Origin of the sequence: Xanthobacter cornucopiae, assembly GCF_043195065.2 — a bacterium.
Taxonomy (GTDB): Bacteria; Pseudomonadota; Alphaproteobacteria; order Rhizobiales; family Xanthobacteraceae; genus Xanthobacter.
In genome coordinates this window covers 1,258,858-1,274,718 of record NZ_CM195531.1, presented here as the reverse complement: position 1 = coordinate 1,274,718, position 15,861 = coordinate 1,258,858, and the positions used below count along the sequence as shown (strand labels likewise).

Here is a 15,861-nt window from a genome sequence, read left to right as displayed (position 1 = left end):
GCGGTGAGTCGCGCGCCGGCTAGCGGAGCAGGTCGAGCGGAATCAGCCCGGCCCGCAGCAGGTAGAGCATGGCGGTGACGGTGAACACCGAGCACACCGTGCCCACCAGCACCGCCGTGGAAGCCTCCTCCACATAGGTATGGTACTGGCGGGCCAGCACAAAGCAGTTGAGGGCCGGCGGCAGGGCCGCCATCAGCAGCAGGGTCTGGGCCCAGGCCTCCGACCAGGCGGGGGCCCCCGTCGGCGCGAGCGCCCCGACCAGGGAGAGCGCCGCGAGCGCGAGTGCCGGCTGGCCCACCAGCTTCAGCGCCAGCAGCGGCACGAGCTCGGTGGGGATGCGCCGCAGCGGCCGCAGCGCCACGGTGACGCCGAGCGTGAACAGCGCGCAGGGGGCGGCGGCATTCTTCAGATAGTCCAGCATCCGCGCCAGTGCGTCGGGCTCCCGCACATGCAGCGCCGCCGCCAGCACGCCCAGCAGGGTGGCGATGTTGAAGGGGTGGGTGAAAACCCGCTTGGCGATCAGGGCGAAGGTGGCGGCCAGGCTCTCGCCCCGCCCGCGGGTGGCCATCAGCAGCGGCACCAGGGTGAAGAACAGCACGCTGTCGCAGGCGAAGATGAGGGCGGCCGGCGTCGCCGCCCCCTGCCCCAGGGCCGCGAGGCTCAGGCCGGGCCCCATGTAGCCCACATTGGCATAGGCGCCCACGGTAGTGGCGATGGCGGCCTCGCCCACATGGCCGCGCCGGAACCACAGGCCGATGCCAAGGGCGATCAGCGCGGCCGTGGCGGTGGAGGCCACCACCGCCAGGATGAAGGAGGGATTTGCCAGCTCCGCGAACGGCGTCTGCGCGACGATGCGGTAGAACAGCGCCGGCAGCGCGATATAGATGATGAAGAAGGTCAGCCAGGCGAGGCCGGCCTCGGGGAGCCGGACCAGCCGTCCGCAGAAATAGCCCAGGAAAATCAGGCCGAAGAAGGGAAAGACGAGGCCAAACAGGTCGTTCATGAAAGGTCTGCGGCGCGGGGCTGGGGCGGCCGGGCGAGCGGGGCACGGCCCCTCCCCTCCCGTCCACCGAGCCGGTGAAAAGGGGTCGCGTCTCGCGCCCGGGCCGCAAACCGCAGGTGGGCGCACGCCGCCCGTCTCGCCTAACCAGCACCCGCCCGCTTGGCAAGCCGAAGCGGCCCCTTACCCCCCCGTCCGGCTGCGTTCTTCCGCAATCAGCTCCTTCTTGGAGAGCTTGCCGACCACGCTCTTGGGCAGGCTCTCGCGAATCTCCACCGCCTTGGGCATCTCGATCTTGGAGACTTGGCCCGACAGGAAGGCCAGCAGTTCCTCGGGGGTCGCGGCCATGCCCTCGCGCAGCACCACGAACGCCTTGGGCGCCTGGCCGCGATAAGTGTCGTCGATGGCGATGGCCACGGCCTCCGACACCGCCGGATGCAGGTACAGCGCTTCCTCGATCACCCGGGGATACACATTGTAGCCGCCGCACAGGATCACGTCCTTGATGCGGTCCACCAGGAACAGGTAGCCGTCGGCGTCGAGATAGCCCACGTCGCCGGTGCGCAGGGCGCCGTCGAGGAAGGCGTCGGCGGTCTCCAGGGGGCGATTGTAATAGCCGCGCATCACCTGCGGCCCGCGCACGCACACCTCGCCCTTCTGCCCCACCCCGCACAGGCGGGAGGGGTCCAGGAGGTCGCGGATCTCGATGGTGGTCTGCGGCAGGGCGGTGCCCACCGAGCCGTCCTTCACCAGCCCCAGCGGCGGGTTGGCGGTCACCACCGGCGAGGTTTCGCTGAGCCCGTAGCCCTCCACCAGCTTGCAGCCGGTGAGGGCCTCGAACCGCTCGCGCACCTCCTTGGGCAGCGGCGCGCCGCCGGAGATGCACAAGGTCAACGACGAGAGGTCCCGCGCCTCGATGCCCGGCGCATTGTTGATGGCAGCATAAAGGGTGGGAACGCCGGGAAACATGGTGGGCCGCTCGCGCTCCATCAGGTCGAGCAGGTCGGAGAGCTGGAAGCGTGGCACCAGCACGATCTCGGCGCCGAGGCAGATGGGGATGAGCATCACCGTCTGCATGGCGAAGACGTGGAACAGGGGCAGCACCCCCACCACCTTGCGCACGCCGATGCGCCGGCACTCCGCATGCGTCATCACCTGCTGCGCGTTGGCGGAAATGTTGGCATGGGTGAGCATCGCCCCCTTCGGCACGCCGGTGGTGCCGCCGGTGTACTGCAGCACGGCCACGTCGTTCGACGGATCGACCGCCACCGGCCGCGGCGCCGCGCCGTGGGCGAGCAGGGCGCGGAACGGCAGGTGCAGACCATCGCGGCTGTGGTAGTCGGCCCGCTCCTTGCGCTTGAACAGGGTGAACAGCAGGCCCTTCAGCCACGGCAGCACCCCCGCCAGCGGACAGACGATGATGCGCGCCAGCCCGGACTCATGGGCTACCGCCGCGACCCGGGCATGGATCAGCTTCAGGTCCGGCACCACCATGATGGTGGTGCCCGAGTCGCGGATCTGGTGGCGCAGCTCCCGCTCCACATAGAGCGGGCTGAAATTCACCACGGTCCCGCCGGCCTTCATCACGGCGAAGAAGAAGACGACAGAATAGGGCGTGTTGGGCAGGCACAGGCCCACCTTGCTGCCCGGCCCCACCCCTTCAGCCTGCAGCCCGGCAGCCACTCGGTCCACCAGCGCGCCGAGCTCGGCATAGCTCCACCGCCGGCCGAGAAAGTTCAGCGCCGGGCGGGCGCCGAACTCCGCGACGCTGGCGGCCAGAAGGTCAGGCACTGGAACGGCCACGATGGGCCCGGCGTCGGTCCGCTCAAGCATAGGCGTTCTCCCGCATGGCAGGGCCGGCGCGACCGCTCTGCGGCGGGTTTCGCGGGCCGGCTGCCTTCAATTTACATGGGGGTGGCGGCAGGCGCGCGCCATCTCTGCGCGGGCCGCCGTGGGGCGGGCTCGCCGCCGATCGCGCCGAGAGGGCGGCGCGCCCTGTTCCGGTCGTGACCGCGCGGCGGGGACGGCCGCCGCGCGGAGCCCGGCCTTACTTGGTGAACAGCGCCGCCGGCTGCGGCGCCAGCTCGCCAAACTTGTAGCGCAGGCCGACCGAGACGATGTCCACGTAGCCGTTGCTCACCTCGCCCACCAGCACGCCGCGCAGCATGTTGCCCGGCAGGTCGGGGGTCTGGGTGATGGGGCTGGTCTCGCCGAAGATGTGGCTATAGGCGAAATCCATGGAAAGCTGCTGCGTCACCGCATAGGTAAAGCCGCCGGAGAGCCACAGCCGATTGGTGTCCGGCAGGCGCGGCGAGCGGGTTTCGTCGGGCACCGGGGTCAGCTCGTAGCCGAGGCCCGCGCGCAGGGCGAGCTTGGGGTCCCACTGGTATTCCACGCCGCCGGAGAAGAACCAGCCGTCCTTCCATTGCAGGTCGAGGATGCTGGCGACGCCCGCCGGGGTGCGCACCACCAGTTGCTCCACGCTGGACCAGTCGGTCCATTCGACGGTGCCGAGCACGGTCCATTGCGGGGCGACCTGGGAGCGGATGGAGGCGGTGATCTGCCCGGGCAGGGTCAGCCCGGCCTCAGCCGTGTATTGGGCGAGCTTGGCCTGAGTCAGGTACAGCCCGAGCGTGCCTTCCAGGTTTTGGTCCATGGACGACTTGTAGCCGACGCCGATGGTGGTGCCGGCCCAGGGCGTCAGCAGCACGCCGAGGTTGAAGCCCACGCCCAGATCGTCGCCATCCACCTGGGCATAGAGATTGTTGGCCGGCGGCACGAAGCCGGTGAAGACGGCGTTGCTCAGCCGCGCGTCGATGTAATTGACGCTGAGGCCGCCGCCGATGGTGAGCCAGTCATTCACCCGATAGGCCACGGACCCCTGGACATTGATGTCGAAGATGCGGCTGTAGCAGCCGTAATAGCGCCCGGACCAATTGCACGGCGCATCAGAGATCAGGCCGAACGGCACCGTCAGCCCGAGGCCTACGGCGAAGTCACCGTTGGCATAGGTGATGAAGGTGGTGGGCAGCAGCGCGTCGTCGATGATGTCGCCGACGCCGGTGGTCCCCAGGCTGGCGCCAGTGATCGGCGCCTGGGCGCTCTGCACGTCCACCGAGGCATGCGGCATGATGTAGGTGAAATTGCTCTCGAAATTCAGGCCCGGCGAGAAGCTGACCGCCGCCGGGTTCCAGAACATGCCCGCCAGGCCCTCGCCGCCCGCGGCCGAGCCGGCGAAGGAGGAGCCTTGGAAATAGGCGCTCTGCTCGCGCAGCCCGAAGCCGCCGGCCTGCGCCTCCACGGCGGCAAGCGAGGCGACGAGCGGCAGCGCGAGACTGCCGACCTGCCGGGCGATGGCGGTGGATCTGAACATTGGGCCCCCTTGCTCGGCGCTTCCGGCGCGGCGTTTTCGAAGTGACGTTTCCCAGGGCGCGGCACGTTGCGGTGCACTATAGGTTTTTACCATGCCCTATACGTCACCCAGAATGCCTAAACGAATAGCCCCGTCAACAGCGATGATGGCCTTGCCGCATGTTCCCTCCAGGTTGTGCCGGTGGCGTTGCATGGACAGCACGCCCAACCACCGCCCTGCTGCCGTGCTTAACAGATCAATTGGCAGGCGGAACAGAAATACGTCACTTAACCTGACGTATTGCGCGTTCCTCTCGGGTGCCTTTTCCCGCGCCAGGCGGGAGCGCGGAGGCGTCTTGGCCTCCACCGCGGCGATCAGCTTGCCTCGGTCCGTATCGGCGGCGCGGCGGACGGGGAAAATCACGGAACAGGGACTTGCGCCCGAGGTCAAAGCATGTATCGTCGGAGCGGTTAGGTGACGTATAGGTGAACTTGTGGCATCGACAGGCAAGCGCAACACCGGTGGCGGCCCGACCGACACCTTCTTCACGGTCACCGAGCTGGCGCGCGACCTGGCCGTGACGCCGCGCACCATCCGCTTCTACGAGGACAAGGGCCTCATCACCCCCCGGCGGGCCGGCACCATGCGGGTCTACACCAAGCGTGACCGGGCGCGGATGGTGCTGATCCTGCGCGGCAAGCGGCTGGGTTTCTCGCTGCGGGACATCAAGAACTATCTCGACCTCTACGACATGGACCCGACCCAGGCCGAGCAGCTGCGGATGCTGCTGAAGCAGGTGCAGACGCGCCTGGAGCTGCTGGAAGACCAGCGGCTGGCGCTGGAGGAAACCATCGTCGAGCTGAAGGAAATCGAGGAGCAGACCCTCGCCAGCCTCGCCGCCGCCACCGGCGAGACCAAGGCCGCCGGCTAGAGGGCCTCTTCCGGCGGGGCGAGACGGCTGCGTCGGACGAAACGGCAGGCGCCGGAAAATCAGGTGACCCCCGGCGGAAACCGCCGCGGGGCGGACCCTTCACGCATCCCGCGCGTCGCCGCATGCGGGCAATAATGGAACACAGGCAGGAGCGCTCATGCAAAACGTCGTGATCGCGGGCTATGCCCGCTCGCCCTTCACGCTGGCCAAGAAAGGCGACCTCGCGCGCCTGCGGCCCGACGACCTTGCCGCCCAGGTCGTAGCCGATCTCATCGCCCGCACCAAGGTGAAGGCGCAGGACATCGAAGACCTCATCGTTGGCTGTGCGTTCCCGGAGGCGGAGCAGGGCTTCAACATCGCCCGGCTCATCGGCATGATCGCCGGCCTGCCGCAGAGCGTCGCCGGCACCACCGTGAACCGTTTCTGCGGTTCGTCCATGCAGTCGGTGCACATGGCCGCCGGCCAGATCCAGCTCGGCGCCGGCGAGGCCTTCATCTGCGCCGGCATCGAGAGCATGAGCCGTGTGCCCATGACCGGCTTCAACCCGCTGCCCAACCCGGCGCTCTACGCCCGGATGCCCGCCGCCTACATGGGCATGGGCGAGACGGCGGAAAACGTCGCCGCCAAGTGGCAGATCACCCGCGCCGACCAGGACGCCTTCGCCCTGAAAAGCCAGGAGAAAGCCACCCGCGCCGAGGCCGAGGGCCGCTTCAAGGCCGAGATCGTGCCGGTCCATGTCAACGGCAAGGTCAACAAGACCGTGGATACCGACGGCTGCATCCGCCGCGACGCCACCCTGGAGGCCCTCGCCGGGCTGAAGCCGGCCTTCGACGAGAACGGAACCGTGACCGCCGGCACCTCCTCCCCCCTCACCGATGGCGCCTCCGCCGTGCTGGTGTGCTCGGAAAGCTACGCCGAGCGCAACGCCCTGGAGCCGCTGGCCCGCCTGAGGAGCGTGGCGGTGGCGGGGTGCGCGCCGGAGATCATGGGCATCGGCCCGGTGTCGGCCACCCGCAAGGCTCTCGCCCGCGCCGGCCTCGCCATCTCCGACATCGACGTGGTGGAGCTGAACGAGGCGTTCGCCTCCCAGGCGCTGGCCTGCCAGCGGGAGCTGGGCATCGCCGATGACCGCTTGAACCTCGACGGCGGCGCCATCGCCCTCGGCCATCCGCTGGGCGCGACCGGTGCCCGCATCGTCGGCAAGGCGGCCGCACTGCTGAAGCGCGAGGGCGGCCGGTATGCGCTCGCCACCCAGTGCATCGGCGGCGGCCAGGGCATCGCCACCGTCCTCGAGCGCATCTGAGGGAGGCCAGCATGACCGAGATCAGAAAGGTCGCCGTCATTGGCGCCGGCGTCATGGGCGCGGGGATCGCCGCCCACGTGGCCAATGCGGGCGTGGAGGTGCTGCTTCTGGACATCGTTCCCGAGGGCGCCGCCAACCGCAACATCATCGCCGAGACGGCGGTGGAGAAGCTGCTGAAGGCCGACCCGGCCCCGTTCATGTCCAAGGCGGCGGCCCGGCGCGTCAGCACCGGCAATATCGAGGACCATCTGGCCGATCTCGCCGGCTGCGACTGGATCGTCGAGGCGGTGATCGAGCGCCTCGACATCAAGCAGGCGCTCTACGCCCGGATCGAGCAGGCGCGCCGGCCCGGCAGCGTGGTGTCGTCCAACACCTCCACCATTCCGCTGGCCGACCTGTCCGCCGGCTTGCCCGAGCGCTTCCGGCGCGATTTCCTCATCACCCATTTCTTCAATCCGCCGCGCTACATGCGCCTGCTGGAGATCGTCGCCGGGCCGCAGACCGATCCGGAGACGGTGGCCGCCGTGTCGCGCTTCGCCGACGTCAAGCTCGGCAAGACGGTGGTGGCGTGCAAGGACACCCCCGGCTTCATCGCCAACCGGCTCGGCACCTACTGGCTCCAGCTGGCGGTGGGCGAGGCCTTCGCCCTCGGCCTTTCGGTGGAGGCGGCGGACGCGGTGATGGGCCGCCCCTTCGGCTTCCCGCGGACCGGCGTGTTCGGCCTCATCGACCTGGTGGGGCTCGATCTGATGCCCCATGTCCAGGGCTCGCTGAAACGGGCGCTGCCCGCCGCCGACCCGTTCCATGCCACCCTGCGCGAGGAGCCGCTGATCGCGCGGATGATCGAGACCGGCTTCACCGGGCGCAAGGGCAAGGGCGGCTTCTATCGCCTCAACCGTGAGAACGGGCAGAAGCTGAAGGAGGCCATGGACCTTGCGACCGGCGCCTACCGGCCGCAGGTGAAGGCGAGCGTGCCGGAACTGGAGGACGGCGGCGGCAAGGATCTGGCCGCGCTCCTGTCGGCGCCCGGCCCGGCCGGCCGCTACGCCCGCTCCGTCATGGCCCGCACCCTGGCCTATGCGGCGCGCCTCGTGCCGGAGGCCGCTGACGACATCGTCGCGGTCGATGACGCCATGCGCCTCGGCTACAATTGGAAATTCGGCCCGTTCGAGCTGATCGACCAGATCGGCGCCGCCCGCCTCATCGCCCTGCTGGAGGCGGACGGGGTGGAGGTTCCGCCCCTGCTGGCCCGGGCGGCGGATCGCGCCTTCTACCGGGTCGAGAACGGCGTGCGACAGCATCTCGGCATCGACGGTGCCTATCACGACATCGCCCGGCCAGACGGCGTGCTGCTGCTGGCGGATATCAAGTTGAAATCGCAACCGCTCCTCAAGAACGGCTCCGCCGCTTTGTGGGACATCGGCGACGGCGTGGTCTGCCTGGAATTCACCTCCAAGAGCAACGCGCTCGACGAGGCCATCATCACCTTGCTTGGCAAGGCACTCAAGCTGGTGAAGGACAAGCACAAGGCGCTCGTCATCTATAACGAGGGTTCGAACTTCTCCGTGGGTGCAAATCTCGGCCTTGCCCTGTTCGCCTGCAACATCGGCGCTTTCGGCGAGGTGGAGAAGCTGGTGGCGGCAGGCCAGAAGACTTACCAGGACATGAAGTACGCCCCATTCCCGGTGGTGGCGGCACCGGCGGGCCTGGCGCTCGGCGGCGGCTGCGAGATCCTTCTGCACGCGGACGCCGTACAGGCCCATGCGGAGAGCTACATCGGCCTCGTGGAATGCGGCGTCGGCGTGCTGCCGGCCTGGGGCGGCTGCACCGCCATGCTGGAGCGCTGGCAGGCCGACAAGGCCTTCCCCAAGGGCCCGATGCCGGCCCCCTCCAAGGTGTTCGAGACGGTTTCCACCGCCACCGTGGCCAAGTCCGCCGCCGAGGCCAAGGAGCTGAAATTCCTGCGCGAGAGCGACAGCATCACCATGAACCGCGACCGGCTGCTGGCCGACGCCAAGGCCAGGGCCCTCGCCCTGGTGGAGGGCTATGTTCCGCCCAAGCCCATCGAACTCACCTTGCCCGGCCCGTCCGGCAAGGTGGCCATGGACATGGCGGTGGAGGGCTTCGCCAAGCGCGGGCTGGCCACCCCGCACGACCGGGTCGTGTCCGGCGCGCTGGCCCAGGTGCTCACGGGGGGCGACGCCGATCTCATCGCGCCGGTGAGCCAGGCCCGGGTGCTGGAGCTGGAACGGGACGGCTTCATGCAGCTGATCCGCACCACCGCAACCCTGGACCGCATTGAGCACATTCTGGAAACCGGCAAGCCGCTGCGCAACTAAGCGCCGCCGCCCTCCCGCGTGCGAGGGAGCTTAAGAGGATGAAGCACCGTCGCCGTCCGGATGGACTGGACGGCCCACGGCCCCGCCGGGACGACGCGGCGCGGACTTGGAAAGCGGCGAGATGGGCCCTCCGGCCAAGCCGGAGGGCGACGTGAGAGAGGTGCCGGCGCTGCCTGCGAAGATCGCCGGGGTGGAGCGGCACCCGGCCCACCCTGCCCTCCCCAGCAAGCGGGAGAGGGTTCGCCGGGCGTCCGGCCACACCTTCGGCCGCACGGCCCTGCACGCAAGACACAAGACATTCGGGAGCCAAACGCCATGCAGGTCTATTCCCCCCCCCTCCGCGACATGCGTTTCGTGCTGCACGAGCTGCACGGCATGGAGGAGCTTACCGCCCTGCCCGCCTTCGAGGAGATCACGCCCGACCTCGCGGACGCCGTGCTCGACGAGGCGGCCAAGCTTGTCACCGGGGTGCTCGCGCCACTCAACCAGAGCGCCGACCAGGAAGGCTGCACCTATGAGAACGGCGTGGTGCGCACGCCCAACGGGTTCAAGGAGGCCTACCAGACCTTCATCGATGGCGGCTGGAACGGCATTGCCTGCGATCCGCAATACGGCGGCCAGGGCCTGCCCGCCTCGCTGAACAAGCTGGTCGAGGAGATGCTGTGTTCCGGCAACCTGGCGTTCGGCATCTGCCCCGGCCTCACCCACGGCGCCTATGAGGCGTTGAAGGCCTATGCCTCGGACGAGCTCAAGGATCGCTTTTTGCCGAAGATGGTGTCCGGCGTGTGGTCCGGCTCCATGTGCCTCACCGAGCCGCAGTGCGGCACCGACCTGGGCCTGGTGCGCACCCGCGCGGTGCCCCAGCAGGATGGCAGCTACAAGATCACCGGCAACAAGATCTTCATTTCCGCCGGCGAGCAGGACCTCACCGAGAACATCATCCACCTGGTGCTGGCGCGGCTGCCGGACGCGCCCAAGGGCATCAAGGGCATCTCCCTGTTCCTGGTGCCGAAATTCCTCCCGAAGGACGATGGCACCCTGGGCCCGCGCAACGGCGTGCTGTGCACCGGCATCGAGCACAAGATGGGCATCCACGGCTCATCCACCTGCCAGATGGCGTTCGAGGACGCCACCGGCTGGCTGGTGGGCGAACCGCACAAGGGCATGCGCGCCATGTTCGCCATGATGAATTCCGAGCGCCTGTCGGTTGGCACCCAGGGCCTCGGGCTGGGCGAGGCCGCCTACCAGGCGGCAGTGGCCTATGCCAAGGAACGCCTGCAGGGCCGGGCGCTTACCGGGCCCAAGCATCCCGACAAGCCGGCCGATCCCCTCATCGTGCATCCCGACGTGCGGCGCATGCTCATGACCATGCGCGCCTATAACGAGGGCTGCCGGGCGCTGGGCGGCTGGGTGGCCCGCGCCCTCGACCTCATGGAGCACGCGAGCGACCCGCAGGTGCGCCGCGAGGCGGAGGACTTCACGGCGCTGATGACCCCCATCGTGAAGGCGCTGTTCACCGATCTCGGCTTTTCCAACGCCTCGCTCGGCATGCAGGTCTATGGCGGGCACGGCTACATCCGCGACCACGGCATGGAACAATATGTGCGCGACGCCCGCATCGCCATGATCTACGAGGGCACCAACGGCGTGCAGGCGTTGGACCTGGTGGGGCGCAAGCTGCCGGCGCACATGGGGCGCTACCTGCGCTCCTTCTTCCATCCGGTGCTGGCCTTCATCGACGCCAAGCTGGACGACGACGACCTCGGCCCGCTGGTGGCGCCGCTGGGCAAGGCGTTCGGCGCGCTGCAGCTGGCTACCGCCCATATCGCCGAGAAGGGCCTGAAGGACCCCGACGAAGCCGGCGCCGCCGCCACCGAATACCTGCGCCTGTTCGGCCTGGTGGCCCTCGGCTACATGTGGGCGCGCATGGCGCAGGTGGCGTTCGAAAAGCGGCCCGCCGCCAATGGCGATGCCGCCTTCTACGAGGCCAAGATCGCCACCGCCCGCTTCTACATGGATAAGCTTCTGCCCGAGGTGGCAACCCTGTGGGGGTCCATCAAGGCCGGCAAGGCCGCCACCATGGCCCTGGACGAAGCCCTGTTCTGAAGCCTTGTTCTGAAGCCCTTGCCACCCGGCGCCGGGTGGCGAGGTTCCCGAACCTCTCCCGCCCCGTCCCGCCGGGGCGGCTTTTTTGCGAGATGCTCCAGATGACTGACGTTGCAACCTTGATCGAGGCCATGCGCGAGCGCGCCGGCACCCTGTCCGAGTTGGGCTACCGCGTGCGGTTCGACCTGAGCGACACGGACGACAGCATCGTCCTCGACGCCACTGGCGGCGCTGTCAGTGTGGAAAGCGGCACCGGCGATGCCGATGCGGTTCTGACCCTGTCGTCCGCCACCCTCGACAAGCTCATTTCCGGCCGCCTCGGTGCCATGCTGGCCTTCTCCACCGGCCGGCTGAAGGTGGAGGGCTCGCGTGGCGTGGCCCTGAAGCTGGCCAGCCTGCTGGGCGACGCGTGACCCCGCCCTGAGGGCCGGCCAAGGGCCGCCCCTCTCCCGCGAACGGGGCGGCGCAGCGCGTCCGCCGTGTTCCGGATCGCGGGAGCGCTCGCGCTCCGATTTCGACACCACTCCAGGCGACCGGCGGGTGGGCGACGGTACGCAGCAGGCCCTAAAGGATGAGGCTGCCGGCGCCGAGAGTTTTGACCCCGTCCAGCTTGATGGCGAGATCGGCGATCTTGTCGCCATTCACGTCGCCCTGGAGCAGCCCGTTGCTGAAGCGCAGCTCGCCCGCGGTTCCCGAGAAGGCGGCTGCGCCGACATAGACGAAGCGGTCGTTGCGAGCGCCGTTCAGCGTGTTCGCGTCGATCCGGCCGAGATGAATGCGGTCGCCCTCGGCCGCCGAGAAATCGGTGATCGTGTCATAGCCGCCGCGATGGGAGTCCCGGGCAAGGGAATAGATGAACAGGTCGGCGTCCGCACCGCCCGTCAGGACGTCGGCGCCGATGCCCCCGCTCAGGGAGTCCCGCCCGCTTCCCCCATCGAGGGTGTCGCGGCCGCCGCCGCCCTGAAGCGTGTCGGTGCCGGCCTCTCCGGAGAGCCGGTCGCCGGCCGCGCCGCCGGTGAGGATATTGGCCGCCGCGTTGCCTGCGCCGGTGAAGCCGGCCTTGCCGATATAGGTCAGGTTTTCAAGATTGGCGCCGAGCGTGTAGTCCGCGAGGGTGGTGCGGACGGTATCGGAGCCGAGGTCCACGCCCTCGCTCACGACGTCGCCCCTGGAATCCACCACATAAGTGTCGCTGCCGGCACCGCCATACAGGTGGTCATTTCCGGCGCGGCCGTTCAGGAAATCGTCGCCGCCGCCGCCCACGAGCCGGTCGTCGCCGCGCCCGCCGGTGATGATGTTGGACAGGGCGTTGCCGGTGCCCTCGAACGCCGCGTCGCCGTCGAAGATGAGGTTTTCCACGTCCGCGCCGAGCGTGTAGGCCTCGAACGTGACGCGAACGGTGTCGATGCCATAGCCTCGCAGTTCCACCACCATGTCATCGGCCGAATCGATGATGTAATAATCGTCGCCGAACCCGCCGGACAGGACGTCCACGCCGCCGCGCCCATTGAGAATGTCGTTGCCGTCCAAGCCGTACAGCATGTCATTCCCGGCGCCGCCGGTGAGAGTGTTGTTGAGCGTATTGCCAAGCCCGCGGAACGGACCGTCGCCGACATAGGTCAGGTTTTCGACGTTGTCGCTGAGCGTGAGGTCCGCGAGCCTGGTCTGGACCGTGTCGCTGCCCTCGTTGGCGGCCTCCACCACCCGATCATCGGCCGACGATACCACGTAGGTATCATTGCCCGCCCCGCCCCGCATCACGTCGTTGCCGGCGCCGCCATTCAGCAGGTCATTGCCCAGGCCGCCGGACAGCGTGTCGTCGCCATCGTTGCCGAACAGATTGTCGTTGCCCGCCGCGCCGTTCAAGCTATCGGCGTTCGCCCCGCCGCGGATGATGTTGTTGAGGGCGTTGCCCGTTCCATTGAACGAGCCGCCGCCGATGTAGATCAGGCCCTCGACATTGTCGGCCAATGTGTAGGTTGCAAGCGTGGTCCGGACGATGTCATTGCCACCATTGGCATCCTCGATCACCACGTCGTCGGCGCTGTCGACCACGTAATCGTCGTTGCCGAGACCGCCCGCCATGCGATCGTTGCCCGCGCCGCCATTCAGGACATCGTTGCCGGTGCCGCCGCTGAGGATGTCGTTGCCGTCGGCGCCATAGAGGCCGTCGTTGCCGGCGCCGCCCGCCAGCCGATCGTCGCCCGTGCCGCCGTTCAGGATGTCGTTGCCGGTGCCGCCATTCAGGATGTCGTTGCCGCTGACGCCGACGAGATTGTCGTCTCCCGCGCCGCCGTCCAGGCGATCGTCACCGCCCGCCACGTCGGCGCTCCAGTCGCCATAGAGCCAGTCGTTGCCGGTGCCACCGAGCAGCCAGTCATTGCCCCCGGCGCCGACCAGCTGGTCGTTGCCGGCGCCGCCATCGATGGTGTCGTCGCCCGACGTGCCGTAGCGCGTGTCGTCGTTGGCGGTGCCCGTGATCTGGCTCATGCTTGGCTCTCTCCCCCGGTGCCAACCGGCACACAACCTGGACGCGCTGGTCCGGGCGTTCTTAGGGGAGCCTACCCAAGACTGCAACCTGAAGCGGCGCGGTTCACGTCACGACCGGGAGAGCCGGGGCCGGCCGCGGCCGGCTCGTCAGTTGCTCGGCCGCTCGGCGCTTGACCGTTGGGCGTTCTGGCCAGCGGCCGCGCCCGGCTCGTGCTCCGCCGGCGCATCAAGGCGCGCGGCGGGCGCGCGCAGCAGGCCCCCCATGGTGGCGCGCAGGCCGGGATCGTCGCGCAGAAGCCGCGCGCCGGACAGCGACAGGTGGTTGCCGTCGCTATAGAAGAAGGCTGCGGCGCTGCCGGCGCGGCAGTCGCGGGCATCGCAGAAGAGATCGGACAGCAGCGCCACGCCGGTGCCGGGCACATCGCGCGCCACCTGGCGGATCGCGGCGTCGGTCGAGCCGATCACCCGATCCTTCTCCGCCAACGGCTGGGTCATGCAGCCCGTGGCGTCACCGCCAAAATATTCCGCGCGCGCGACGCAGCCCGCCGGTGGATTGAGGTATTCGGGAACCTGACCCACCACCAGCACATTCACTCCGAGCTTGCGGATCTCCTCGACCGTGCGCCGCAGCGCCACCGGAAAGGCGGCCCGGCTGCCCTCGGCGCTGGGCTCCCGGGCGGCGGGCAGATCGGCCATGGTCAAGGCCACGTTGCGCCGGGCGTGGGTGGTCCACAGAGCCCAGCGCCCCACCAGAACCACCAGCCGGGGGCGCACCCGGGCGATCTCGCCCAGCACTGCCGCGTTGAAGCTGGCGCAGTCGGCGCCCTCGTCGCCGAAGCGCGGCGCCTCCACCCCCAGCAGGGGCGGACAGCCGGACAGGGTCAGCAGCCGGCTGCCCGCGCCCTCGGCTGCGGCAAGCTCGGCAAAGCCCTGGAAGCTGGCCCGGGCATGGGAATCCCCCCAGACAAGCACGGCGGGGTCGCCTTCGGCGCCGGGCGGGGCCGTGGCGCAGCTCGCCGTGCCGGGCATGAAATCGGCCGTGGTGGTGCAGATGGTCATGCCGTGCCCCTCGCGCATGGCGGCCTCAGCCAGGACGCCACGGGGCGAGAGCGGCCAGATCCGCCCCTCGATCCGGTCGAGCCCGAGCGCGCCCAGCACGGCCACGCACAAGGCCCCGGCCCCGACCGCCAGCCGGGCCGCCGGGCGGCCGCCCAGAAGCCCCGGCCGGCGCAGCGGCGTTTCCACGAACCGCAGCGACAGCGCCGACAGCGCCACCGCCAGGGCGATGAGCGCCGCCGCCAGCAGCGGCGTCAGCGCCCGCCCGCGATAGATGAAGGCCAGCGACAGCAGCGGCCAATGCCACAGGTAAAGGGAATAGGAGATGCGGCCCACATAGACCATGCCCGGCAAGGCCAGCAGCCGCGCCACCGGCCCGGCGGCGGCGAAGCGGCCGGAATAGATGATGAGCGCTGCGCCCAGCACCGGCGGCAGCGCGGCGAGGCCTGGAAACGGGGTGCTCCGATCATAGGCGAACACGGGCACCAGCAGCGCGCCGAGCCCCAGGGCGCCGAGCCCGGCGGCCACCGCGGGCCGCACCTTCGGCAGCGGCGCCAGCGCCAGGAACGCCCCCGTCAGCAGTTCCCAGGCGCGCGCCGACAGCAGGAAGAAGGCGCGGCGCGGGGCGTCCTCCAGCTCGATCTGGGCATAGGCGAGGGAGCCCAGGGCCACCGCCGCCAGCACGCCCAGCGCCAGCCGCCGGCCGCCCAGCCGCAGGAGCGCGAACAGCAGCAGTGGAAAGACGATATAGAACTGCTCCTCCACCGCCAGCGACCACAGATGCAGAAGGGGCAGCTCCTCCGCCGCCGGGGCGAAGTAGGATTCAAGGCCCATGAAGTGGACGTTGGCGTAGAACAGCGTCGCCGGAATGAGCGTGCGCGCCAGGTCCTGCATCTGCCCGGGCAGCAGGATGAAGGCGCCGATGGCGGTGGTGCCGGCCAGCACCAGCAGCAGCGCCGGCAGGATGCGGCGCACCCGCCGATCATAGAAATCCATCAGGGAGAAGCGCCCACGCCCCATGTCGTCGGCGATGATGGAGGTGATCAGGAAGCCGGAAATGACGAAGAAGACGTCCACGCCGACGAAGCCGCCCTTGAACACGCCGAAGCCGGCGTGAAACAGGACAACGCTGCCCACGGCGATGGCCCGCAGGCCATCGACGTCGGGCCGGTAGGCCAAACTCATTCCGCTACCCCTGATCACGCACGCCTCGCGGACGCGCACTCCCGCACGAGCAGAAATAGCCCGCGCGCCCGGGGACCGCAAATTCCACCACCAGCGCGG

Annotated in this window: 11 protein-coding genes; 5 read left to right on the top strand and 6 right to left on the bottom strand. The window is 69.1% G+C overall.

Features of this window, described 5'->3' with window-relative positions:
- Positions 1-19: 19 nt before the first annotated feature.
- The 4 genes from V5F53_RS05685 to V5F53_RS05670 form a co-directional block, all read right to left on the bottom strand.
- Entirely contained in the window at positions 20-1,003 is a 984-nt protein-coding gene (locus V5F53_RS05685) for an AEC family transporter (protein ID WP_393997286.1), read from the bottom strand.
- Positions 1,004-1,183: 180 nt separating this feature from the next.
- Positions 1,184-2,833: a long-chain-fatty-acid--CoA ligase gene (locus tag V5F53_RS05680; RefSeq protein WP_393997287.1), complete on the bottom strand. Its 1,650-nt coding sequence runs from the start codon at positions 2,831-2,833 to the stop codon at positions 1,184-1,186.
- A 214-nt stretch (positions 2,834-3,047) separates the two neighbouring features.
- Entirely contained in the window at positions 3,048-4,373 is a 1,326-nt protein-coding gene (locus V5F53_RS05675; protein ID WP_393997288.1) for an OmpP1/FadL family transporter, read from the bottom strand.
- A gap of 96 nt (positions 4,374-4,469) precedes the next feature.
- Positions 4,470-4,775, bottom strand: a complete 306-nt coding sequence (locus V5F53_RS05670) for a hypothetical protein (RefSeq protein ID WP_393997289.1) — start codon at positions 4,773-4,775, stop codon at positions 4,470-4,472.
- A 70-nt stretch (positions 4,776-4,845) separates the two neighbouring features.
- On the opposite strand from V5F53_RS05670, the gene V5F53_RS05665 reads away from it, so the two are divergent.
- From V5F53_RS05665 to V5F53_RS05645, 5 genes are all read left to right on the top strand, one after another.
- Positions 4,846-5,283, top strand: a complete 438-nt coding sequence (locus V5F53_RS05665) for a MerR family transcriptional regulator (protein ID WP_393997290.1) — start codon at positions 4,846-4,848, stop codon at positions 5,281-5,283.
- Positions 5,284-5,440: 157 nt separating this feature from the next.
- Positions 5,441-6,586, top strand: coding sequence for a thiolase family protein (locus V5F53_RS05660; RefSeq protein ID WP_393997291.1), 1,146 nt, complete (start codon positions 5,441-5,443; stop codon positions 6,584-6,586).
- A gap of 11 nt (positions 6,587-6,597) precedes the next feature.
- The gene (locus tag V5F53_RS05655) at positions 6,598-8,925 is read left to right on the top strand and encodes a 3-hydroxyacyl-CoA dehydrogenase/enoyl-CoA hydratase family protein (RefSeq protein ID WP_393997292.1); all 2,328 of its coding nucleotides are present in this window, start codon (positions 6,598-6,600) and stop codon (positions 8,923-8,925) included.
- A 315-nt stretch (positions 8,926-9,240) separates the two neighbouring features.
- The gene (locus V5F53_RS05650) at positions 9,241-11,031 is read left to right on the top strand and encodes an acyl-CoA dehydrogenase C-terminal domain-containing protein (RefSeq protein ID WP_393997293.1); all 1,791 of its coding nucleotides are present in this window, start codon (positions 9,241-9,243) and stop codon (positions 11,029-11,031) included.
- A gap of 101 nt (positions 11,032-11,132) precedes the next feature.
- Positions 11,133-11,444, top strand: a complete 312-nt coding sequence (locus V5F53_RS05645; protein ID WP_393997294.1) for an SCP2 sterol-binding domain-containing protein — start codon at positions 11,133-11,135, stop codon at positions 11,442-11,444.
- Positions 11,445-11,595: 151 nt separating this feature from the next.
- Here the strand turns inward: V5F53_RS05645 and V5F53_RS05640 are convergent, their stop codons facing one another.
- Both V5F53_RS05640 and V5F53_RS05635 read right to left on the bottom strand, forming a co-directional pair.
- A complete protein-coding gene (locus V5F53_RS05640) occupies positions 11,596-13,521 on the bottom strand; it encodes a calcium-binding protein (protein WP_393997295.1) in 1,926 nt (641 codons plus the stop codon).
- Positions 13,522-13,668: 147 nt separating this feature from the next.
- A complete protein-coding gene (locus tag V5F53_RS05635) occupies positions 13,669-15,762 on the bottom strand; it encodes an acyltransferase family protein (protein ID WP_393997296.1) in 2,094 nt (697 codons plus the stop codon).
- Between the last annotated feature and the right edge of the window lie 99 nt (positions 15,763-15,861).

Coding starts and splice junctions, on each gene's coding strand:
- V5F53_RS05655 (WP_393997292.1), top strand. CDS start 6,598: ATGACCGAGATCAGAAAGGTCGCCGTCATTGGCGCCGGCGTCATGGGC.
- V5F53_RS05660 (WP_393997291.1), top strand. CDS start 5,441: ATGCAAAACGTCGTGATCGCGGGCTATGCCCGCTCGCCCTTCACGCTG.
- V5F53_RS05680 (WP_393997287.1), bottom strand. CDS start 2,833: ATGCTTGAGCGGACCGACGCCGGGCCCATCGTGGCCGTTCCAGTGCCT.
- V5F53_RS05685 (WP_393997286.1), bottom strand. CDS start 1,003: ATGAACGACCTGTTTGGCCTCGTCTTTCCCTTCTTCGGCCTGATTTTC.
- V5F53_RS05675 (WP_393997288.1), bottom strand. CDS start 4,373: ATGTTCAGATCCACCGCCATCGCCCGGCAGGTCGGCAGTCTCGCGCTG.
- V5F53_RS05635 (WP_393997296.1), bottom strand. CDS start 15,762: ATGAGTTTGGCCTACCGGCCCGACGTCGATGGCCTGCGGGCCATCGCC.
- V5F53_RS05640 (WP_393997295.1), bottom strand. CDS start 13,521: ATGAGCCAGATCACGGGCACCGCCAACGACGACACGCGCTACGGCACG.
- V5F53_RS05650 (WP_393997293.1), top strand. CDS start 9,241: ATGCAGGTCTATTCCCCCCCCCTCCGCGACATGCGTTTCGTGCTGCAC.
- V5F53_RS05645 (WP_393997294.1), top strand. CDS start 11,133: ATGACTGACGTTGCAACCTTGATCGAGGCCATGCGCGAGCGCGCCGGC.